The organism is Streptomyces sp. NPDC001606 (genome assembly GCF_053596835.1).
Genome location: NZ_JBSFHC010000001.1, coordinates 455927 through 476885, shown reverse-complemented (window position 1 = coordinate 476885; position 20959 = coordinate 455927). Strand labels below are relative to the sequence as shown.

The window sequence follows — 20959 nt, the reverse complement described above, 5'->3', positions numbered from 1 at the left end:
AGGTGCCGTATGGCCGACGCCGTGATCGTCGTCGCGCTGCTGCTGGTGGCCGTCGCCGCGACCGCCGCCGTGGTCCAGCGCGACCCCGCCCGCCAGGCGCTCGTGCTGTCCCTGCTCGGGGTCTTCCTCGCCGTGCTGTTCACCGTGGAGCAGGCCCCGGACGTCGGCCTGTCCCAGCTGGCCGTCGGCTCCGCGCTGACCCCGCTGCTGATCATGCTGTCCGTCCGCAAGGTGCGGCGGCGGGGCCGGAACGAGGACGGTGAGCGGTGAACCGGCTGCGGCTGTGGCTGCTCGCCACGGGCGGCGCGGGCCTGGCCGCCCTGCTCACCGCCGCCTGCCTGGACCTGCCGGGCTTCGGCGGCCGCCGGCACCCGTACGGCACCCGGGCGGTGCACGCCTCCCTCGCCCGGCACACCGCCAACACCATCGCCTCCGTCAACTTCGACCAGCGCGCCTACGACACCCTCGGCGAGATGAGCATCCTGTTCGCCGCCGTGCTCGGCTGTGTGGTGCTGCTGCGCCAGGCCCGCGACGAGCACCGCGCGGCGCCCGAGCCCGCCGAAGTGGCCCGCCCGGTGCGCCGCTACGCCCTCCTCGTCCTGCCCATCGCCCTGGTCACCGGCCTGTACGTGATCGCCCACGGCCAGCTCAGCCCGGGCGGCGGCTTCCAGGGCGGGGTCGTCGCCGCGACCGCCCTGCATCTGCTCTACCTCGGCGCCGACTACCGGGCGCTGGAACGCGTCCGCCCGATCGGTGTCTTCGAGACCACCGACGCGCTCGCCGTCTCCGCCTACCTCGTGCTGGGGCTCGCCGGGGTCCTGGCCGGCACCGCGTTCCTGGCCAACACACTGCTGCCGTACGGCACCTTCAACACACTGGCCTCCGGCGGCACCGTCCCGCTGCTGAACGCGGCCATCGGCATGGAGGTGGCGAGCGCCGTCGTGGTCCTGCTCGCCAACTTCCTCGACCAGGCCGTGGAGATCGAGCAGGAGCAGGGGAGTTGAGAGAGACGTGATGCACGTCCTGCCCTATCTGACCGCCGTCTACATCTTCCTGACCGGTTGTTACGGCCTGGCCACCAGCCGCAATCTGATCCACGCCGTCGGCTGTCTCTCGGTGTGCCAGGCCGCCACCTATGTGCTGCTGCTGGCGGTCGGCTACCGCGACGGCGGCACCGCGCCCGTCTTCTCCGACATCCGGCCCGGCTCCCGGCCGGTGGTCGACCCGGTGGTGCAGGCCCTCAGCCTCACCGACGTCGTCGTCGGCGCCACCGTCACCGCCCTGCTGCTCGCGCTGGTGCTCCAGATCGCCAAGCGGCACGGCACGGTCGACCCCGACGAACTGCGGGAGCTGCGCGGCTGATGCACCACCTGCTCCCGCTGCTCGTCGCCCTCCCGGTGATGGGGGCCGCCCTGCTGGTCGCCACCGGCCGCAGGCTGCCCCGGCCCGCCGCGGAGATCACCGCCCTGGTGGTGTCCGGCGGCACGGCCGCCCTGGCGCTCGTCCTGCTGCTCGACTCGAGCCCTCCGATGGTCGAATGGGTCGGCGGCTGGCTGCCCGTCGGCGGCGAGAGTGTCGGCATCGTGGTGCTCGGGGACGGCCCCGCGCTCGGCATGGCCGCGCTGGTGTCGCTGCTCACCCTGGCGGCCCTCGCCTACTCGTGGCGCTACTTCGACGAACCCCCGCCCGGCCACAGCGGCTCCTACCCCGCGCTGATGCTGATCTTCCAGGGCGCCATGTGCGGGTTCGCCCTCGCGGGCGACCTGTTCAACGCCTTCGTCTTCTTCGAGCTGATGAGCGTCGTGGCCTACGCGCTCACCGGCTTCCGCATCGACGAGGCCAAGGCCGTCCAGGGCGCCCTGACCTTCGGTGTCGTCAACTCCCTCGGCGCGTACGCCATGCTGATGGGCATCGGCCTGCTGTACGCCCGTACCGGCGAACTGGGCATGACGAAGATCGGGCGGGGCCTCGACGCGGCCGCGGCGCTCGGCGGCCCGGACGCGCTGGTCCTCGCCTCCTTCGTGCTGGTCCTGACCGGGCTGCTGGTGAAGGCGGCCGCCGTGCCCTTCCACTTCTGGCTCCCGGACGCGCACGCCGTCGCCCCCACCCCGGTGTGCATGCTGCTCTCCGGAGTCATGGTCGAGCTGGGCGCCTACGGCGTCTGGCGGGTGTACGGCACCGTCTTCGCCGGACCCGGTGGCATCCCGCCCGCCGACCTGAGCCGGGCCCTGGTCACGCTCGGCGCCCTCACGGCCGTCACCGGCGCCGTCATGTGCTGGTACCAGCGGCACATCAAACGGCTGCTCGCCTACTCCACCATCGCCCACACCGGGCTGTTCCTCGTCGCCCTCGGTGTGCTCGCCCCCGAGGGCGACGACGGGGCCGCCCTGTACCTCCTCGGGCACGCCGGGGCGAAGGCCGCGCTGTTCGCCTGCACGGGCGTGCTGCTCGACCGGTTCGGCTCCGTGGACGAGCACACCCTGCACGGCCAGGGGCGCTCGCTGCGCGCGACCGGGGTGATGTTCGCCGTCGGCGGCCTCGCGCTCGCCGGCCTGCCGCCGTTCGGCACCGGGCTCGGCAAGGCGGTCAGCGAGGAGGCGGTCGGCGACCCGCTCACCGTGCTGTACGTGGCCGCCTCCGCGATCACCGCTGGCGCCGTGCTGCGGGTCGCCGCGCGGGTGTTCCTGGGCCTCGGACCACGCCCCGAGGACTCCGACGACGAGACCAGCGGGTGCGAGGAGGAGCCGGAGACCGCCGGCCTGCTGAGGCGGATCCCGGACACCATGACCACGGTGCCCGCCGTACTGCTCGCCGGCTGCTTCGCCGTCGGCACGGTCCCCGGCTTCGGCGCCCTGGTGGCCCGCTCGGTCAACGAGGCGGGGTCGGGCGGCGCCCATGCCGAGGCGCACTGGACGGCGTACGGGGTGCTGCTGGGCCTGGTCTCCGCCGCGCTGGCCGCGGGCCTCGCCACGCTCGCCGTGACCCGCCCCGGCTGGGTGGCCGCCCCCGGCTGGGCGGCACCCGTACGGCGCCTCCAGTCGGGGCATGTCGGCGACTACGTGGCGTGGCTGCTGGTGGGCGCCGTGGCACTGGGGGCGCTGGCCCTGCCGGGGGTGCTGAGCGGCTGATCGGCCCCAGTAGCATGACGGTCCAGCCCCGTGTCGATCATGCGAGGAGCGGATCGTGCGAGACATCGCCGTCTTCAGCGGCAGCGCCCATCCCGGACTGGCCGAGGAGGTCTGCGCGCACCTCGGGGTGCCGCTCAGCCCGGCCCGGATCAGCCGGTTCGCCAACGACTGCCTGGAGGTGCAGCTTCAGGCCAACTGCCGGGAGCGGGACGTCTTCCTGGTCCAGCCACTGGTCCGGCCGGTCCAGGAGCACCTGGTGGAGCTGCTGCTGATGTGCGACGCGGCCCGGGGAGCCTCCGCGGGCCGGATCACCGTCGTCATGCCGCACTACTCCTACGCCCGCTCCGACAAGAAGGACGCGCCGCGCATCTCCATCGGCGGCCGGCTGGTCGCCGACCTGCTGGTGGCGGCCGGGGCGAGCAGGGTCCTCGCGATGACCCTGCACTCCCCGCAGGTGCACGGCTTCTTCTCGGTGCCGGTGGACCATCTGCACGCGCTCCGGGAACTCGCCGCACACTTCCGGCAGTACGACCTCACGCGCACCACGGTCGTCTCCCCGGACCTCGGCAACGCCAAGGAGGCGGCCGCCTTCGCCCGGCTGATCGGCGCCCAGGTGGCGGCCGGAGCCAAACAGCGGTTCGCGGACGACCGGGTCACCATCAGCTCGGTCATCGGCGACATCGCCGGCCGGGACGTCATCGTCCTGGACGACGAGATCGCCAAGGGCAGCACCGTCATAGAACTGCTCGGAAAACTGCGGGAGTTGGGCCCACGGTCGATCCGGGTGGCCTGTACGCACGGGCTGTTCGCGGCCGGCGCGCTCAAGCGGCTGAGCGAGCAGCCGGACGTGCTGGAGATCGTCTGCACCAACACCGTGCCGGTGCCCGCGGACGAACACACCGACAAGCTGCGGATCCTGTCCATCGCCCCGGCGCTCGCCGAGGCGGTACGGCGGATCCACAACGGGGAGTCCGTCAGCGCCCTGTTCGACGAGTCGTAGGCCTGACCACGAGGTCCTGAGCCGCCCGCGACCGGCGGCTCAGGACGATCCGGAGGCGGCCCCGGACTGGGCGAGGGCAGCCTCCGGCGTCGGGTGCGGCGGCAGCAGCCGGGCGAGGCCGGTCACCCGCAGCACGCGCAGGGTCAGCGGGTGCGCGCACACCAGGTGCAGCCGCCCGCCCTGCTCCAGCACCCGGCTCCGCGCCCGGTACAGCAGACGCAGCCCGGAGCAGTCGAAGAACTCGACACCGCGCAGATCGATCAGGACCCGGGCGCCGGACCGACCGGTGACCCGGTCCAGCGCGGGCAGGATCTCGGTCGCCGCCAGGATGTCGATCTCGCCGCGGAACTCCAGCACCGTGTGCCCGCGCTCCTCGCGCACCCGCAGATACCGGGTGAGCGGTGCGGGTTGCTCGCCCACGACGGCACCACCTCCCACCCGCCCCTGGATGTCGATTCCCGACCGTCAAGTTACCCTCAGTGGAAGGAATTTGAGCATGTTCGTTTGACATATGTCTTCGAGTTTCGGGCGTGTCGTCGGCTGCGCCGCTCCGGACACGCCCCGGCGGTATCCGTGCACAGCCCTGACGGGCCGTCACACTGGTGCGCATCCGCACCACGAGGAGGCCCGTACGCCATGACCCCGCCGCCCGCCCGCAGCACCGCACAGCGCAAGAAGGACGCCCTGCACCGGCTGGAGCAGGACGTCGACGTCTGGGTCGCCACCGCCGGACCCGACGGTGGCGTCCCCCATCTCGTACCGCTGTCGTTCGTCTGGGACGGCGCCACCCTGCTGATCGCCACCGCCGCCGACAGCCCCACCGGCCGCAACCTCGTGGCCACCGGCAGGGCCCGGCTCGGGCTCGGTCCGACGCGGGACGTGGTCCTGATCGAGGGCACCGTCCGGGCGGTGACCCCAAAGGAGCTGCCCGAGGAGGACGCCGAGGTCTTCGCCGGCAAGACCGGCTTCGACCCGCGCCAACTGTCCGTCCCCTATCTGTACTTCAGAGTTCTCCCGCAGCGCGTCCGGGCCTGGCGCGAGGAGAACGAGCTACGCGGCCGCGAGCTGATGCGCGACGGCCGCTGGCTCGCCTAGGGCTTCTCTTTCGGATCTTGCCGGCGCCGCGGACCCTAGGGCCTCTCTTTCGGATCTTGCCGGCGTCCGAGAAGGCGCCGGCGTCGCAGCCGACCTGATCCGAAAGAAAGGCCCTAGTCCCGGCCGCCCTTGTCGGCCACCGGCCACTGGCCGGTGGAGCGGGCGATGGCCTTCGCGCCCGTGCGGTCCACGGCGCTGCGCACCACCGCGAAGATCGCGCCCTGGACCGCGGCCGCCAGCAGGATCTCGGCCCAGCCGCGGTCCGGGTCCAGCGCGTCCGGCGCGTCCTCCTCGTGCCGGATCGCCTTCCATGCCTTCCGGAAGGCGGCACCGGCCAGCGCCCCGCTCGCCCAGCTGAGCACGAATCCGATCGGCTGGTAGACAACCGGCAGCTTCTTCTTCTTGTTCTTGGCCATGTGTGACTACTTCCTCGGAGCGGGGTGCTCATGCGGGCCGCCCGCGCGGGGCCACCCGTTCGCCCGGAGGCACCGGTCCGGGCGGGGTGCCGTCGCCGAACGGCCGGCCGCCCAGCTCCTCCCGGCCGTGCGGAGCCAGCCAGCCGGACAGATCGGGACCGAGCGGCACGATGCCGGTGGGGTTGATCCCGCTGTGCACCTGGTAGTAGTGCCGCTTGATGTGGTCGAAGTCGACCGTGTCACCGAAGCCCGGTGTCTGGAAAAGGTCCCGCGCGTACGCCCACAGGACCGCGTTCTCGGTCAGCTTCCAGCGGTTGCACTTGAAGTGGCCGTGGTAGACGGCGTCGAACCGCACCAGCGTGGTGAACAGCCGGATGTCCGCTTCCGTCAGGGTGTCACCGACCAGATACCGTCGCTCCCGCAGCCGTTCGGCGATCAGTTCCAGCCGCCGGAACAGTGCCGTGCACGCCTCCTCGTACTCCTGCTGGTGCGTGGCGAACCCCGCCCGGTACACCCCGTTGTTCACGTCCTGGTAGACCGCCGCCATGACGGCGTCGATCTCCTCGCGCAGCGCGGCCGGATACAGGTCGGGCGCGCCCGGGCGATGCAGGGCGGTCCACTCGGTGGCCAGGTCCAGGGTGAGCTGCTGGTAGTCGTTGGTGACCAGCTGCCCGCTCGGCACGTCCACCACCGCGGGCACGCTCACCCCGCCCGGGTAGCCGGTCTCGCGCCGGTCGTAGGCCTCGCTCAGATACCGGATGCCGAGTACCGGGTCCCGCCCGCCGGGGTCCAGGGTGAACCGCCAGCTGCGGTCGTCCTGGAGCGGGTCGGCGATCGCCATCGGCAGCGCCTCCTCCAGCCCCAGCAGCCTGCGGGAGATCACCGCGCGGCTCGCCCACGGACAGGCCCGCGAGACCACCAGCCGGTACCGCCCGGCCGCCACCGGCCAGCCGTCCCGGCCGTCGGCGGTGATCCGGTCGGTGAAGTGGCTCGGTGACCGGGTGAAGGCCGTGTGGCCGTAGGCGCTGTTGCCCTTGCCGCCCATGTCTGCTCCTCCTCGCCGGGGCTGTGCCCACGGAACACCGCGTTCCCCGTTTTCCCGCGCCCGCACGGTGTGATCCGCTCCTTCGGGGGCAGTCGGCGAAAGATGAGCGGGACACCCTCGGCCCGGGACAGGGCCGCACACTCGACCGGGGGCGCGGGCGCGCCGGGCACCGGCACCGCGTCCACGGACCACCGGCCGGCCGGTGTGCCGGGGGACCGGCACACCAAGGTCACCGTGCTCGTGGCGCTCGCCGCCAATCTGCTGATCGCCGTGGCCAAGGCCGTCGGCGGAGTCCTCTCCGGCTCGCCCGCGCTGCTGTCGGAGGCCGCCCACTCCGTCGCGGACAGCCTGAACGAGGTCTTCCTGCTGGCCGCCCTGCGCCGCAGCCGCCGCCCCGCCGACGCGCGGCACCCCTTCGGCTACGGCAAGGAGCGCTTCTTCTGGTCGCTGCTCGCCGCCGTGGGGATCTTCGTCATGGGCGGCTGCTTCTCCTTCTTCCAGGGCTTCGAGGCCCTGAGCCAGGACACCCAGGAGGGATTCAGCGGGTATGTGGCGGGCCTGACCGTGCTCGGCGTGGCGTTCGTGGCCGAGGGCGTCTCGCTGCTGCGGGCGCTGCACCAGGCGCGCCGGCAGGACGGCGGGCTCGGCGCCCTGCGCGACCCGGCGCTGCGCACGGTGGTCGCCGAGGACGGCACGGCGGTGCTCGGCGTCGTCCTCGCCCTCGTCGGGATGGCCCTGCATATGGTGACCGGTCAGGTCGCCTGGGAGGCGTCCGCCTCGCTGGCCATCGGCGTGCTGCTGGTCTACGTCGCCTACCGGCTCGGCCGGGACGCGCGCGACCAGCTCATCGGGGAGGCCGCCGACCCGGAACTGAGCGGCCGCATCGAGTCGCTGCTGCGGGCGCAGCCGGAGATCGACAGCGTCGAGGCGCTGTTCACCATGAAACTGGGGCTCGACTCCACGCTGGTGGCGGCCCGCATCGACCTGGTGCCCGGCCTGGACAGCGAGCGGGTGGAGGAGGTCGCCGACCGTATCAAGCGGTCCCTGGCCCGGACCTTCCCGGACGCCGACCAGATCTTCCTGGACGTGACCGACCGGCCGGCGGACAGGACACGGGAGAGCCCCGCCGCGACGGGGGAACGCGGCGGGGCCTGATCCACGGGTGCCCGCCCGCGGAGGCCTTCACACCTGCCCGGAACAGATTTTTCTGAAAGTACCCGCTTGCCGACTCGAACCGGTCGCCGCGCACCGGGACATGCGCCGCCCCCGCGGCGGGCGGCGGGACCTGGCCGGTTCCTGCCTCCGCACCCCCAACTCTTCGGCCAGATCGCCGACGTCACCGAAGTGGCCGAACTTCCCGTGTGCCGAATAGATGCCTGGGGCATCTAATGAAGATCGGTACGACGCACTACTTTCGCTCTGCGAGGTCTTTCCATGACGGAACTCACGGACATCACCGGACCGGCGATCGAGACCGATCCCGTCGCGTTTCCCCAGGACCGCACATGTCCCTATCACCCGCCCACCGGCTACGCCCCGCTGCGCGACGGCCGAGCCCTGTCCCGCGGCACCCTCTACGACGGCCGCGAGGTGTGGCTGGTGACCGGGCACGCCGCCGCCCGCGCCCTGCTCGCCGACCCCCGCCTGTCCAGCGACCGCACCGACCCCGGCTTCCCTGCGCCCACGGAGCGCTTCGCCGCCAACCGCGGGCGCGCGGTGGCCCTGCTCGGCGTGGACGATCCCCAGCACCACCGGCAGCGCCGCATGATGATCCCGTCGTTCACCGTCAAACGGGCCAACGCCCTGCGCCCCTGGATCCAGCGGATCGTGGACGGCCTGCTGGACACCATGATCGCGCAGGGCCCGCCCGCCGAGCTGGTCTCCGCCTTCGCGCTGCCCGTCCCGTCGATGGTGATCTGCGGGCTGCTCGGTGTGCCGTACGCCGACCACGAGTTCTTCGAGGCGCAGTCCCGCACGCTGCTGCGCGGCCCCACCGCGGCCGAGGCCCGGGCCGCCCGCGACCGGCTGGAGGAGTACCTCGGCGGCCTCGTCGACGCCAAGGCGAAGGAGGCCGCGCCCGGCGACGGCATCCTCGACGAACTCGTCCACCAGCAGTACCGCGACGGCACCCTGGACCGGGCCGAGGTCGTCGCCCTCGCCATCATCCTGCTGGTGGCCGGCCACGAGACGACCGCCAACATGATCTCCCTCGGTACCTTCACCCTGCTCCAACACCCCGAGCGGCTCGCCGAGCTGCGCGCCGACCCGGCGCTGCTGCCCGCCGCCGTCGAGGAACTGATGCGCATGCTGTCCATCACGGAGGGGCTGTTGCGCGTGGCGGCGGAGGACATCGAGATCGCCGGCACCACGATCCGGGCCGGCGAGGGCGTGCTCTTCTCCACCTCGGTGATCAACCGCGACCCGGCCCAGTACGACGACCCCGACACCCTGGACTTCCACCGCCCCGCCCGGCACCACGTCGGGTTCGGCTTCGGCATCCACCAGTGCCTGGGCCAGAACCTGGCCCGCGCGGAACTGGAGATCGCCTTCGGCACCCTGCTGACCCGGCTGCCCGGCCTCCGCCTGGCCGCCCCCGCCGAAGAGATCCCCTTCAAACCCGGCGACACGATCCAAGGGATGCTGGAACTCCCCGTGACCTGGTAAGAGGCTCTGCTCATGCATATCGACATCAACAAGGACGCCTGTATCGGCGCCGGCCAGTGCGCGCTGACCGCACCCCGCGTCTTCACCCAGGACGACGACGGCTACAGCACGCTGATCCCCGGCCGCGAGGACGGCGCGGGCGACCCGCTGCTCAGGGAGGCCGTCCGGGCCTGCCCGGTGGGCGCCATCACGCTGACGGAGTCCGCGGACTGACCCCGGGGGCCCGGTCGGTAGGGTTCCCGGATGACCGAACACACCGGGAAACCCTTCCTGTACGTCGTCGTCTGCGCGGCCGGTATCGCCGCGGGCGTGAGCAAGCTGATCACGGCCGCGCAGGAGCGGGGCTGGGAGGTCGGGGTCATCGCCACCCCGGTCGCGCTGGGCGGTTTCTTCGACACCGAGGCCGTAACGGCCCTGACGGGCCGTCCGGTCCGGTCGGCGTGGCGGTCCCCGGCCGATCCGCGCCCGTTCCCGCCGCCGGACGCCGTCGTGGTGGCCCCCGCCACCTTCAACACCGTCAACAAGTGGGCCGCCGGCATCGCCGACACCCTCGTCCTCGGCACCCTGTGCGAGGCCGCGGGCCTCGGCGTCCCGATCGCCGTACTGCCGTGTGTGGCCGACGCGCTGGCCGCCCACCCGGCCTACCAGGACAGCCTGATACGGCTGCGGGGGATGGGCGTGCGCTTCGGCGAGCCGTACCGGGGCGAACCACTGGCGGACGGCAGCCGCCCCGACTTCGGCTGGGAACGGGCCCTGGACCTGCTGGAGCAGCAGCCCTAACGACAGGTCAGTTTCGGGCCCGCCAGCATGGCGCCGGTGTACAGCTCCTGGCCCCGAGGCATCCAGTAGCCGAGCTTCGACACCACCGTGGAGCAGGTCGCCCCCACGGTGATCCGGACCTTCACCTTCTCCGGATGGCCGGGCTGCAACGCGGTCAGCGCACAGTCCAGGGAGTGTGCCAGCCGCGTCGTCGCCGGATACCGGCCGACCAGCGGGTTCACACAGCGCGCGTCCGCCGTGGCGATCCGCACGCCGGTGCCCTCCTCGCCGATGAGCCCGAACCGGGCGCTGCCGTCGCCCTCGTCGCTGTCCCGGCGGACCGTGTAGGTCAGGGTGGTGGTGGCGTTCCGGCGCAGCACCGTCCGGTCGACGGTGACGGCGTGCGTGGCCTTCGGCTTCGGCGCGGTCAGCGACAGGGTGGCCTCGACCGTGCCGGTCAGGTCGACGCCGGTGGGCGCCGAGCGCACATGCACGGTGGCGGTGATGTCGTACGTGCCCGGCCCCGGGTACTCGCCCGCGCCGGACAGCGTCCCGCCGGCCAGGGTCTTCCCGGCGCGCGAAGCCGTCCAGGTGCCCTCGGTGAGGCAGGCGTACCGGACCCGGACCCCGGCGCGCCGGCAGCTCGCCGGGGCGGACACCGCCAGCTGCGGGGTGCCACTGCCGGCGCACAGGCTGACCAGGGCCTGCTGGCCGTGCTCGCCGCGCAGGGTACCGGCGATCGCGCACAGCGTGCCGGGTGCCTCGGGCGCCGGTGCCGGCGCCGAAGCGGACCGTCCGAAGGCGGGGGTGACGAGGGCCAGCGGCAGCAGCGCCGCCCCGGCCAGGGCTCTGTAGCTGAGGGAACGGATCGACACCGTGTCCTCCCGGTCGACCGGGACCGGCCGGCCGCCGGTCACCTGCACAGAGGATGGTCCGACGGTACGACGATCGGCCACATCCCACGCCGTGCGGTCACCTGGGAGCAGCAACCGTCGCGCCCCGAATGCAGCAGGGAGGCGATCAGCCACGACCGCGCCCTCGGACGGTGGCCTATTCCGTCCCGCCCCGCGGAGCCTTCCGGACATATTCCGCACTGCCCGGCACGGACACTCCCCGGTCGCGGCGGACGATGCTCAGCCGGCCGCCCCAGCCGGCGACGGCCGACCGCAGTCCGCTGTCGGTGTACTCGATGTCCACCACCCGGTCGTCGAAGGCCTTGGCGTAGACCCCGCACTCGTCGTACTGCCCGCACTCCTCCGTCACCGCGAAGTCCAGCCCGGCCCGCCGCCGTTGCCCGGCCAGCTCGGCGGTGTTCTTCTGCCCGACAGCCAGGTGCACGGCGTGCGCGTGCCGGGACAGCAGGGTCATGTACGCCACCGCGTCCGCGGCGGTGAGCAGCCGGTGGGAGCGGGTGTAGCTGTCGTAGTTGTCCGGCTCCACGGCGTCGAAGCCCCGGTGCGCGCACCCGTCGATCCACCGGTTCACCCGTGCCGCCACCCGCTGCCGCTTGGCCGGGGTGCGCAGATCGAGCAGCGGCTCGTTCCAGTCCTCGTCGATGACGACCTCGCCGTGCGCGTCGCGCAGCAGCAGATCGGCCGGCCAGGAGGCACGCTCCTCGGGCTGGGCCTGGAAGGCGTTGACGTAGCAGATGTTGTACAGGCCGGGCGCCGGGGAGTCGGACCGGTCCCGGCTGACGATCCGGACGCCGGCCGGCGGGGGATAGGCGCCGCCGATCTGGTAGTCGAACCCGGCGTGCCGGGGCGGCAGCCGGACCGCGGCGGGCCGCGGAGAACCGCCTCCTTCGCCGCCGGACCCGCAGCCGGCCAGCGCCGGCACGGCGACGGCGAGAGCCAGCACCGCGGCACCGGCTGCCCTGCGCGCAGCACCGGCGCGGGAAACACCCCTGGGGGGCACAACCGCTCCCTTCTGCGCACGCCGGGCGGCGCGACGCGTTCCAGGATGAAAGCGTCCGCTCGCACACGCCGTCAAATCCGCCCCCGCCCCGTCGTAGGCTCGGCCCCGACCATCGTCGGCGAAGGCAGGAGCAGCAGCGATGCAGTACGTGAAGCTCGGTTCGACGGGCCTGGACGTCTCCCGGATCTGTCTGGGCTGCATGACCTACGGACTGCCGGACCGCGGTGTCCACGAGTGGACCCTCGACGAGGCAGCGTCCCGCCCGCTCATCCGGCAGGCGCTGGAGGCCGGCATCAACTTCTTCGACACCGCCAACGTCTACTCGGCCGGCACCAGCGAGGAGATCGTCGGAAAGGCCCTGCGGGACTTCGCCCAGCGCGACGAGATCGTGCTGGCCACCAAGGTGCACGGCCGCACGCGGCCGGGCCCCAACGGCGGCGGGCTGTCCCGCAAGGCCATCATGACCGAGATCGACCACAGCCTGCGCCGCCTCGGCACGGACTACGTCGATCTCTACCAGATCCACCGCTACGACCACGCGACCCCGGTCGAGGAGACCATGGAGGCGCTGCACGACCTGGTCAAGGCGGGCAAGGTCCGCTACATCGGGGCGAGTTCGATGTACGCGTGGGAGTTCTCCAAGGCCCAGTACACCGCCGAGCTGCACGGCTGGACGAAGTTCGTGTCCATGCAGAACCACTACAACCTCCTCTACCGCGAGGAGGAGCGCGAGATGCTGCCGCTCTGCGCGGACCAGGGCGTCGGCGTGCTGCCGTGGAGCCCGCTCGCCCGCGGCCGGCTCACCCGTGACTGGGGCACCGTCACCGAGCGCAGCGCGAACGACGCCTTCGGCAGCCGCCTGTACCTGGAGAGCGACCGCGACATCGTCGAGGCCGTCACCCGGATCGCCCAGGACCGGGGCGTGCCCCGCGCCCAGGTGGCTCTCGCCTGGCTGCTGCACCAGGAGACGGTGGCCGCGCCGATCGTCGGCGCGGCCAAGCCGCAGCACATCGAGGACGCGGTGGCCGCCGTCGAACTACGGCTTTCGGACAAGGAGATCGAGGAGCTGGAGCTGCCCTACACCCCGCGCGCCGTCAGCGGCCACTGAGCGGCCCGCCGGTTCAGGGGGGTCCGTGCGGTGCGAAATCCGTACCGCACGGGCTCCTGATCGGAGGAATGTGATTCGTTGACAATATGTCAATGAGAGGCCGTTATAAGAAAGAGGCTGAGGGGAATGCCGAGGAACGGAAGATCTCTTGTTCCCCGGTGCGCGGTTGTGCGAAAGTGTCGGCTGTCGGCGCGCAGGCACCATACATTCCCGCTGTATGCGCCAGGCCGCTCCGCGTACACCCCCCACGCTTCAAAAGAGCCGCCTCAGGTGGACGTTCGAGCTGCCCCACCACCTCCCCATACCGATTGGTATGGACTTGTTCCGGAATCACGTCTGGAGGAATGCGGCTGTGCCCGAGGCAGACCTGTCGGACGGCGAACTCAGCGCGGAGCTGAAGAAGTGGTCGGGTATGACACCCGCGCTCCATCCGGTCGGTGAACTCCTCGACCGGCACTGGGAAGCGGCCTTCGCCTATGCCCGGCTGTGCACCGAGGGCCCGCGGGCCGCCGGCATGCTCACCACCGCCGCCTTCACCCGGCTCTTCGGCGAGGCGCTGCGCCAGGTCGGCCCGGCCGCGGCCTGGCGGCCCCGGGTGCTCGTCGCCGTCCGGCGCATCGCCGCCGAATGGGACGCGGACGGCCGCCAGGACCTCCTTCACCCCGGACTGCGCTCCGGCGCCGGTGCCGGGGAGCGGCCCGCCGTCCGGCTGCTGCCGCCGCCCGGCCGGCGCCTGCTGGCCCGCGCGTTCCAGCGGGTGCCCCAGACCGCGCGGACCGTGCTGTGGCACATCGAGGCCGAGGGCGATCCGCCGGCCGTGCCCGCCGTCCTGCTGGGCCTGGACGAGGCGGACATCGATGTCGAACTCCGGCGAGCGCGCGAGCGGTTGCGGGACGAGTGCCTCCAGGCACACCGCGAACTCGCCCCGCAGGCCGAGTGCCTGCGCTACCAGCGCCTGCTCGACGTCACCTTCCGGCGCGGCGGGGCCGACCTCGACCCGGACCTGCGCGAGCATCTGGCCGGCTGCGACCACTGCACCCGTACCGCCGACCAACTCGCCGTCTTCCAGCAGGGCTTGGGACTCGCGCTGGCCGAGGCGGTGCTCGGCTGGGGCGCCCGCGCCTACCACGAGTCCCGTGCACACCGGGCCCAGCAGCCGACCGCCCCTTCCCCGGCGCCGGCCGCCGTCCCGCCCCCGCCCGGCGAGGCGTTCCTGCCCTTCGCCCGCACAGACCACCCGGCGGACCCGCTCGACCTCGGGGAGCCGGCCGGTTCCGCCGCTGTCGCGGCCCCCGGCGCGGTGGCCGCCTCCGGACGCTCCGCGCTCCGCGCCGCCCGGCGGGCCCGACGCCGCACTCTCGCCCTGGCCGCCGTCACCGTCAGCGGCCTGGTGGTGCTGCCGCTGGTGCTGTGGTCGGCGCTCGGCTCCGGGGACGGCACCGCACCGGGCCCCGCCGGCACGGCCACGCCCCCACCCGGCGGGGGCTCTCGCCCACCGGGAGCCTCCTGGGCGGGTACGAACGGCGCCGGGCGGGGCACCTTCCACGGCCGCCTGCGCAGTCTCGCCTCCGGCCTCTGCATCGCCGTGTCCGGCCCGAAGGCCGTCGACGGCGCCGAGACCGAACTCGCCACCTGCTCCGCGGCACCGAGCCAGCAGTGGACGTACGAGGCGGACGGGCTCCTGCGCAACGCCGCCGACCCCGACCTGTGTCTGGACTCCCACCTCAGCTGGTCGGTCCGCCTGGCCCCCTGTACGGCCACCGGCCGGGCCGCCCGGAACATCCGCTACGACTTCACCGCCCAGGGCGCCCTGCTGCCCCGCTGGAACGAGGAACTCGCCCTCACCCCGGCCGCCACCGACGGCTCCGGCGCCCTCGTCGTGAAGACCCGCGCCCCGGGCGCCGCCCAGCGCTGGTCCGTCGACACCGCCAAGCCCCGGCTGGAGATGCGGAACGTCGACTGGGCCAGCGACACCACGCCCGCCCCCGCGCCGAGCACCGCCCCGCAGACCGGCACACCGTCCGCCACCCCCGTTCCCTCCCCGACGCCGAGCACGGCACCCCCGTCCCCGTCACCGTCGCGGTCGGTCGTCATCGGCCACTGGGGCGGCAGGCGGCACCGCCGCTGACGCGGTCTGAGGCGGCTTCCGGTCAGCTGGGCGGCGGGACTGGCGTAGTGAGCTGGTCCTGGGCAGGCCGCTTGGGTGACGGCGCACGTCAGGTGTAGCCCCGGGTACGGGCGTCCGAGGCCCCGGCAGCGGGGTCGGCGCTCGTGGTGATCTCAGGGGTGTGGGGGTGGCGGGGGCATCGTGGACAGGTCGGGGGCGGGTTCCGGCCAGACCAGGAGGACCGGGCAGGGCGCGTGGTCGACGGTGAAGCGGGCTGCCGGGCCGAGGCTGTGCGGGCCGAGCCGGGAGCGGTCGCCGTCCCGGGCCAGCACCAGCAGATCGGCGCCCTCGGCGGCGGCCACCACCTCCCGCTCCACCCGGCCCGAGTGTTCCTCGCGGACACAGGGCCGGCCCAGCCGCTCGGCCGCCGCTCGGAGCAGTTCGCCCGCCGAGGTGTCGCTCAGCGCCTCCAGCCGGTTGCCCGGATCGCGTTCCGGGCGTCCCCGGCCGAGCAGCCCGGCGAACGCGCCGTGCGCCACCCCGGGCACATCGGGCCCGCTGACATGCAGCAGCACCACCTCGGCGTCGTCCGGCGTGTGCCGGCGCACGGCGTCGACGCAGGCGGGCCAGGTGCCCTCGACCAGCCAGGCGATCACACGCATCGGATCGGCCTCCCAGATTCCGGACCGTCTCTCAGAAAACCTGCAACGAACCCCACAGTGCCACCACCGCCACGGCCAGCGAGGACGGCACGGCGAGCAGCCCCAGCCGGGTGAACTCCCCGAGATCCACATCGTGCTCGTGCTGCTGCACGATCCGCCGCCACAGCAGCGTGGCCAGCGAGCCCGCGTAGGTCAGGTTCGGGCCGATGTTGACCCCGAGCAGCACCGCCAGCACCGCCCCCGGCCCGGCCGGCGCGGCCAGCGGCAGCAGCACCAGCACCGCGGGCAGGTTGTTGATCACGTTCGCGAGGACGGCGGCCAGCGCGGCGATGCCCAGCAGCGCCGGCAGCCCGGTACCGCCCGGCAGCACATTCCCGAGCACGTCCGCGAGCCCGTTGTCCACGACCGCGCGCACCACGATGCCCAGCGCCAGGACGAACGCCAGGAAGGACGGCGCCGCCGCCCGTACGACGGTCATCGGGGTCGCCTTCCGCCGGACCAGCGAGCGCCCGGCCAGCACCAGCGCGCCCGCCGCCGCGACCCAGGCCGGTTCCACCCCGAACGCCGACGCCACCACGAAACCGGCCAGCGTGCAGCCGACGGTCACCAGCGCGAACAGCGGCAGGGACGGCGCCTCGCCGGTGTCCCGGCCCGCCGGGGCCGCCGCCGCGAGGTCACGGCCGAAGAACCCCCGGAACACCACGTACTCGGCGCCGATCGCCACCAGCCAGGGCAGCGCCATCAGCGCCGCGAACCGGGTGAAGCTCAGCCCGCTGGCCGCGAACGCGAGCAGGTTGGTCAGATTCGACACCGGCAGCAGCAGCGACGCCGTGTTCGACAGATGGGTGCAGGCGTAGACATGCGGCTTGGGCCGTACGCCGGTCCGCGCGGCCGTCGCGAAGACCACCGGGGTGAGCAGCACGACCGTCGCGTCCAGGCTGAGTACGGCGGTGATGACCGAGGCCAGCACGAAGACCGCCGTCAGCAGCCGCACCGGACGCCCGGCCGCCCACCGCGCCATCCACGCGCCGCAGGCCTGGAACAGCCCTTCGACATCGCAGAAATGGGCGAGCACCAGCACCGCCGCGAGAAAGCCGACCACCGGCCCGAGCCGTTCTGCCTCGGCCCGGGCGTGGTCCAGCGAGATCGCGCCGGTGGCGACCGCGATCCCGGCGGCGGGGACGGCCATGACCGCCTCCGGCCACCCGAAGGGCCGTACCACGGCCCAGACGAGTACGGCCACGAGCAGGACCGCGGACAGGGCCTCGGCGAGGGGGGTGTTCAGGGCGGGTCCTTCCACAAACGATCAGTCGGTGCCCGCCCATGAAAACAGATGAAGGTGAAAGAACTACGAACTGCGGCTGCCCGCCGCGCCCAGGAACTCCGCCCAGCCACCCACCGGGACCTGCCCCGGCGCCAGGGTGCGCAGCTTGCGCAGCACCGCCGGGTCCTGCGCCTCCAGCCACGCCACCAACTGCTTGAAGGACACGAACCGCACGTCGTCGTGGGCGGCCATCTTCCCGATCGCCTCCTCGACGGCGTCCATGTAGATGCCGCCGTTCCAGCGCTCGAAGTGGTTGCCGATGAAGAAGGGGGCGCGGTTGGTGTCGTAGGCGCGCTGGAAGCCGGCGACATAGGCGTCGCGGGCCTGGGTGCGCCAGGCGTCGTACTGGCCGCGGTCGCCGTTCGGATTGCCGCCGGACTGGTTGAACATCATGTTGTAGTCCATCGACAGCACCTGGAAGGAGTGCCCGGGGAAGGGTATGGATTGCAGCGGGAAGTCCCAGATCCGGCCGCCCTGCACCTTCTGGGGCCAGATCTGGAGTCCGCCGGGAGAACTGGCGTCGTACTTCCAGCCGAGCGCCGCGGCCGTGGGCAGCAGACTGGCCTGGCCCTCCAGGCACGGGGTGCGGCCGCCGATCAGCTCCTTGCGGTAGTCGAAGGGGAGCGGTTCGAGGTCGGTGAAGCCGGTGTTGGTCTTCCACTTCGTCACGAAGTCCACCGCCTGGTCGATCTCGCTGCGCCACTCCGCCGGGGACCAGTTGCGCACGCCGTTCGCGCCGCAGAAGTGCCCGTTGAAGTGGGTGCCGATCTCGTGGCCCTCCAGCCAGGCGGCCCGCACCTGCTGGAGCGTGGCGTGGATGTGCCGGTCGGCGAGATAGCCGATCGCGGAGGCGCCGACCGGGTGCTGCGGCGGGCGGTACAGGTCCTTCTTGGCCTCGGGCAGCGTGTAGATGCCGCTGAGGAAGAAGGTCATGGTGGCGCCGTGGTCGGCGGCCACCTTCCGGAACCTGGAGAAGAGCTTGTTGCTCAGCTCGCCCGCGCCGTCCCAGGAGAACACCACGAACTGCGGCGGCTTCTGGCCCGGCTTCAGCCGCTCGGGCTTCGGCTGGTGCGGCTGGGGTCCGGTGTCGGCGGTGGAGCCGTCGCCGATCGGCTTCGCCGGGCGGGCCTGTGCCGTGCCCTTGCCGCTGCCCGAGTCCGGTCCGTCGACCGACAGACCGGTGCCGGACGAGCAGGCGGCCAGGGCGCCCAGGGCGCCCGCCGCCGCGCCTGCCGTCAGCATCCGCCTGCGTGAGATCCCGCTCATGTTCTCCCCGAATTTCCTCGTCAAGGCCCCCGTGGGGCCTCTTCGCCGTGCGGTCGACGGGTTCGATGACGGGGTCCGGCGGAAAGATCGCGGCCGATCGGCCCTGTTGCCGTTCTGTGACAGTTGTGGCGCGCTCATGACGAACCCCGCTGCCACGGGGTGACAGCGGGGCCGGTGGAGCGGGGTCGGTCAGGGGCCGGTGCCGGGGCTGAGGACGGACAGGAAGACCGACGAGGCGTTCCCGGACACCGGCACCGCGCCGCCCGTCCAGGTCACCCGCAGGTGGTCCCGCTCGTCCGGCGGGGTGATCAGCAGCGCGGCCGGGGTGGCCGTCTTCGCGCCGCTCACCCCGGGGTTGGAGAAGGTCAGGCCCGCCCAGGCACTCTGCCCCGGCTTGAGCGTGACCGTGACCGGCGAGCCCGACTCGCGCTTGGGGTCCGGGCCCAGCTGCGTGCCGCCGGAGGTCACGAACGCGGCACCCGGGTAGCCGCGCACGGTGCAGGTCCGCGTGGAGCCGTTGGTGAGCACCACGGGGAAGTTCTCCTGGCCGGCCCCCGGGTCGTTGCGGCCGACGGAGGCGCGCAGTTCGGAGGTGTGGCAGCGGCTGCTCGTCGCGGCCGTGGTCGTCCCGCCGACCGGGGCCGTGCTCGCCCGGGGGGCGGTGGTGGCCGGGGCGGGCTTCGTCGCCGGGTGTCCGGCGGATGCGGAGGCGGCCGCGGAAGCGGGTTCCTGTTCCTGCGGGGTGCCGGTCGCGGGCGCGGCCGTACCGGAGGCGGTGACCGCCTTGCTGGGCTGGACCTGGTGGCCGTTGCCGCAGGCGGTCAGCAGGCCCAGCGCGAGGGCCGTGCCGACGAGCAGGGCCCCGTGCCGCGCGGTCCGGGGTGTGTAGACCATGTCGCTCAACACTCCTGGAGGGTCGGGGCACGCGATGCACCGCGTGCCTGCGGCGCCGGGTGCGCCGTCACCACACTCCGATGCACGCGCCGCCGGAAAAGTTCGGGACACACCAGGTTCTTTTCCCCGCTTTGACCTTCGGTCGACGTCTCAGCCCACCCGCAGCGAGCGAAGTACGCCGTCGGTGGCGTTCGCGTCGCCCCGCTGGCGTATCTGCACGTACACCTGCGGCTGCGCGGAGCCGTCCGCCGGGGTCAGTGCGGACTCGGTGACCGAGCCGCCGTCCGGGCAGCCGCTCCAGGCCCGCACCAGTCCGTGCCACTGGGCGCTGGTGAAGTCGTGGCTGCCGGTGTAGCGGCAGCCGCCGTGGGCGAGCGCCTTCACCCGGGCGGTGACATCACCGTGCTCGCTGACGCCGACGAACGCGCCGTCCACGGCGGCCCGCAGATCCGTCCAGCGGGTCAGGTCGTCGGCGATCACCAGCGCCGGCTCGTGCCCCGGCGTCAGCCCGAGGACCCGCGGGTCCCAGCCGGCGTCGCGCAGCTGGCGGCTCCAGCCGGCCGGGACCTGGACGACGATCCGCCCCGTGGAGTCCGTGACCCGCGCCGCCTCCGCCGTGCCACCGCGGCCGTTCAGCACCGTCACGGTGACCGCGGCCGCGACCGCGGTGAGCACCGCGGCGAGGGCCAGCGTCACCGTGTTGAGCCGGCCGCGCACCCGGTCCAGCCGTCGCCCGCCGACGGGCCGGCCGTCGCCCGCCGCCAGCCGGTCCAGCTCGTTTGCGAACGCCTGCGCGCCCGGCCAGCGCCGCGCCCGGTCCGGCTCCAGCGCCCGCAGCAGCGCCCGCTCCACGCCCTCGCCGAGGTCCGGCCGCAGCCGCCGGGGCGGTACGACCCTGCCCGGCGGACCCGGCACCGTCCCGGTCACCAGCTCATAGCCGACCGCGCCCAGGCTGTAGACGTCGGCCCGCTCGTCGATGCCCTCGCCGGGCTCCGCCTGCTCCGGCGGCCGGTAACCGGCCGAGCCCGCGGCCAGGGTGAGCACGGAGGCCTGCGCGAGACTCTTGGCCAGCCCCAGGTCGGCCAGCAGCACCCGCCGGGAGCCGTCCGGGGCGGTGTGCAGCAGCACGTTGGTCGGCTTGATGTCCCGGTGCACGATCCCGGCCTCGTGCAGCGCGGCCGCCGCCCGCGCGGCCTCCGCGGTCAGCACCAGCGCGTCGGGCACCGGCAGCGGGCCGGCCGTGAGCAGATCGGCGAGGGTGCCGCCGGCGGCGTACTCCATCACGAAGTACGGCCGTCCGTCGGGCAGTTCACCGATGTCGTAGACCTGCACCACCCGGCTGGAGCCGGCCCGGCGCAGCAGCCGGGCCTCGGACAGGAAGCGGTCCCGGATGTCGAGCCGGTGCGCCCAGTTCTCGGCGAGGACCTTCACCGCGACCGGGGCTTGCAGCTCCTCGTCGTGGGCGAGCCAGACCGTGGCGAAGGCGCCGCTGCCCAGCGGCCGTTCGAGGCGGTGGCGGCCGATCCGCTCCAGGGGGTGCATACGACTATCATGCCTGCCCTGAGATCGACTGAGAG

At 73.0% G+C, this 20959-nt stretch carries 22 protein-coding genes; 12 read left to right on the top strand and 10 right to left on the bottom strand.

What is annotated here, in order from left to right:
* The first annotated feature begins 9 nt into the window (after positions 1-9).
* The 5 genes from ACWCV9_RS02155 to ACWCV9_RS02135 are packed head-to-tail and all read left to right on the top strand — an operon-like array spanning position 10 to position 4128.
* Positions 10-270 carry a Na(+)/H(+) antiporter subunit B gene (locus tag ACWCV9_RS02155; RefSeq protein WP_450783740.1) on the top strand — a complete coding sequence of 87 codons (261 nt, stop codon included), beginning with the start codon at positions 10-12 and terminating at the stop codon, positions 268-270.
* Positions 267-1004 carry an MnhB domain-containing protein gene (locus ACWCV9_RS02150; protein WP_450783739.1) on the top strand — a complete coding sequence of 246 codons (738 nt, stop codon included), beginning with the start codon at positions 267-269 and terminating at the stop codon, positions 1002-1004. Before ACWCV9_RS02155 ends, ACWCV9_RS02150 begins: the two co-directional genes overlap by 4 nt.
* A gap of 10 nt (positions 1005-1014) precedes the next feature.
* On the top strand, positions 1015-1362 hold the full coding sequence (locus ACWCV9_RS02145; protein WP_450784227.1) for a sodium:proton antiporter: 348 nt from the start codon (positions 1015-1017) through the stop codon (positions 1360-1362).
* Positions 1362-3128 (top strand): complex I subunit 5 family protein, encoded by a 1767-nt coding sequence (locus ACWCV9_RS02140; protein ID WP_450783737.1) that lies wholly within the window; start codon positions 1362-1364, stop codon positions 3126-3128. Before ACWCV9_RS02145 ends, ACWCV9_RS02140 begins: the two co-directional genes overlap by 1 nt.
* Positions 3129-3183: 55 nt before the next feature.
* Entirely contained in the window at positions 3184-4128 is a 945-nt protein-coding gene (locus ACWCV9_RS02135; RefSeq protein ID WP_450783736.1) for a ribose-phosphate diphosphokinase, read from the top strand.
* A gap of 39 nt (positions 4129-4167) precedes the next feature.
* On the opposite strand, the gene ACWCV9_RS02130 is transcribed toward ACWCV9_RS02135, so the two are convergent.
* Positions 4168-4548, bottom strand: coding sequence for an anti-sigma factor antagonist (locus ACWCV9_RS02130; protein WP_450783735.1), 381 nt, complete (start codon positions 4546-4548; stop codon positions 4168-4170).
* 216 nt (positions 4549-4764) lie between these two features.
* Between ACWCV9_RS02130 and ACWCV9_RS02125 the strand changes: the two genes are divergently transcribed.
* Positions 4765-5223, top strand: a complete 459-nt coding sequence (locus ACWCV9_RS02125) for a pyridoxamine 5'-phosphate oxidase family protein (RefSeq protein ID WP_450783734.1) — start codon at positions 4765-4767, stop codon at positions 5221-5223.
* Between the two features lie 113 nt (positions 5224-5336).
* Here the strand turns inward: ACWCV9_RS02125 and ACWCV9_RS02120 are convergent, their stop codons facing one another.
* Positions 5337-5639, bottom strand: a complete 303-nt coding sequence (locus ACWCV9_RS02120; RefSeq protein WP_450783733.1) for a DUF4235 domain-containing protein — start codon at positions 5637-5639, stop codon at positions 5337-5339.
* Positions 5640-5667: 28 nt separating this feature from the next.
* On the bottom strand, positions 5668-6684 hold the full coding sequence (locus tag ACWCV9_RS02115) for a glutathione S-transferase family protein (protein WP_450783731.1): 1017 nt from the start codon (positions 6682-6684) through the stop codon (positions 5668-5670).
* Positions 6685-6786: 102 nt separating this feature from the next.
* Between ACWCV9_RS02115 and ACWCV9_RS02110 the strand changes: the two genes are divergently transcribed.
* From ACWCV9_RS02110 to ACWCV9_RS02095, 4 genes are all read left to right on the top strand, one after another.
* The gene (locus ACWCV9_RS02110) at positions 6787-7839 is read left to right on the top strand and encodes a cation diffusion facilitator family transporter (protein ID WP_450783730.1); all 1053 of its coding nucleotides are present in this window, start codon (positions 6787-6789) and stop codon (positions 7837-7839) included.
* A 279-nt stretch (positions 7840-8118) separates the two neighbouring features.
* The gene (locus tag ACWCV9_RS02105) at positions 8119-9348 is read left to right on the top strand and encodes a cytochrome P450 (protein ID WP_450783729.1); all 1230 of its coding nucleotides are present in this window, start codon (positions 8119-8121) and stop codon (positions 9346-9348) included.
* Between the two features lie 12 nt (positions 9349-9360).
* Positions 9361-9561 carry a ferredoxin gene (locus tag ACWCV9_RS02100; RefSeq protein WP_450783727.1) on the top strand — a complete coding sequence of 67 codons (201 nt, stop codon included), beginning with the start codon at positions 9361-9363 and terminating at the stop codon, positions 9559-9561.
* A gap of 30 nt (positions 9562-9591) precedes the next feature.
* A complete protein-coding gene (locus ACWCV9_RS02095; RefSeq protein WP_450783725.1) occupies positions 9592-10128 on the top strand; it encodes a flavoprotein in 537 nt (178 codons plus the stop codon).
* On the opposite strand, the gene ACWCV9_RS02090 is transcribed toward ACWCV9_RS02095, so the two are convergent.
* Both ACWCV9_RS02090 and ACWCV9_RS02085 read right to left on the bottom strand, forming a co-directional pair.
* Complete coding sequence (locus ACWCV9_RS02090; RefSeq protein WP_450783723.1) at positions 10125-11024, bottom strand: hypothetical protein; 900 nt, start codon at positions 11022-11024, stop codon at positions 10125-10127. The genes ACWCV9_RS02095 and ACWCV9_RS02090 overlap by 4 nt on opposite strands.
* Positions 11025-11157: 133 nt before the next feature.
* Positions 11158-11964, bottom strand: a complete 807-nt coding sequence (locus ACWCV9_RS02085) for an endo alpha-1,4 polygalactosaminidase (RefSeq protein ID WP_450783721.1) — start codon at positions 11962-11964, stop codon at positions 11158-11160.
* A gap of 196 nt (positions 11965-12160) precedes the next feature.
* On the opposite strand from ACWCV9_RS02085, the gene ACWCV9_RS02080 reads away from it, so the two are divergent.
* Complete coding sequence (locus ACWCV9_RS02080; RefSeq protein ID WP_450783720.1) at positions 12161-13129, top strand: aldo/keto reductase; 969 nt, start codon at positions 12161-12163, stop codon at positions 13127-13129.
* Positions 13130-13541: 412 nt separating this feature from the next.
* Entirely contained in the window at positions 13542-15257 is a 1716-nt protein-coding gene (locus tag ACWCV9_RS02075) for an RICIN domain-containing protein (RefSeq protein ID WP_450784226.1), read from the top strand.
* 152 nt (positions 15258-15409) lie between these two features.
* Here ACWCV9_RS02075 and ACWCV9_RS02070 read toward each other — a convergent pair whose 3' ends face one another.
* The 5 genes from ACWCV9_RS02070 to ACWCV9_RS02050 form a co-directional block, all read right to left on the bottom strand.
* Positions 15410-15898, bottom strand: a complete 489-nt coding sequence (locus ACWCV9_RS02070) for a universal stress protein (protein WP_450783719.1) — start codon at positions 15896-15898, stop codon at positions 15410-15412.
* A gap of 31 nt (positions 15899-15929) precedes the next feature.
* Positions 15930-17198: an arsenic transporter gene (locus ACWCV9_RS02065; protein WP_450783718.1), complete on the bottom strand. Its 1269-nt coding sequence runs from the start codon at positions 17196-17198 to the stop codon at positions 15930-15932.
* A 48-nt stretch (positions 17199-17246) separates the two neighbouring features.
* Positions 17247-18488, bottom strand: coding sequence for a hypothetical protein (locus tag ACWCV9_RS02060; protein ID WP_450783717.1), 1242 nt, complete (start codon positions 18486-18488; stop codon positions 17247-17249).
* Positions 18489-18677: 189 nt separating this feature from the next.
* A complete protein-coding gene (locus ACWCV9_RS02055; RefSeq protein ID WP_450783716.1) occupies positions 18678-19382 on the bottom strand; it encodes a DUF4232 domain-containing protein in 705 nt (234 codons plus the stop codon).
* Between the two features lie 150 nt (positions 19383-19532).
* The gene (locus ACWCV9_RS02050) at positions 19533-20924 is read right to left on the bottom strand and encodes a serine/threonine-protein kinase (protein ID WP_450783715.1); all 1392 of its coding nucleotides are present in this window, start codon (positions 20922-20924) and stop codon (positions 19533-19535) included.
* Positions 20925-20959: the final 35 nt, after the last annotated feature.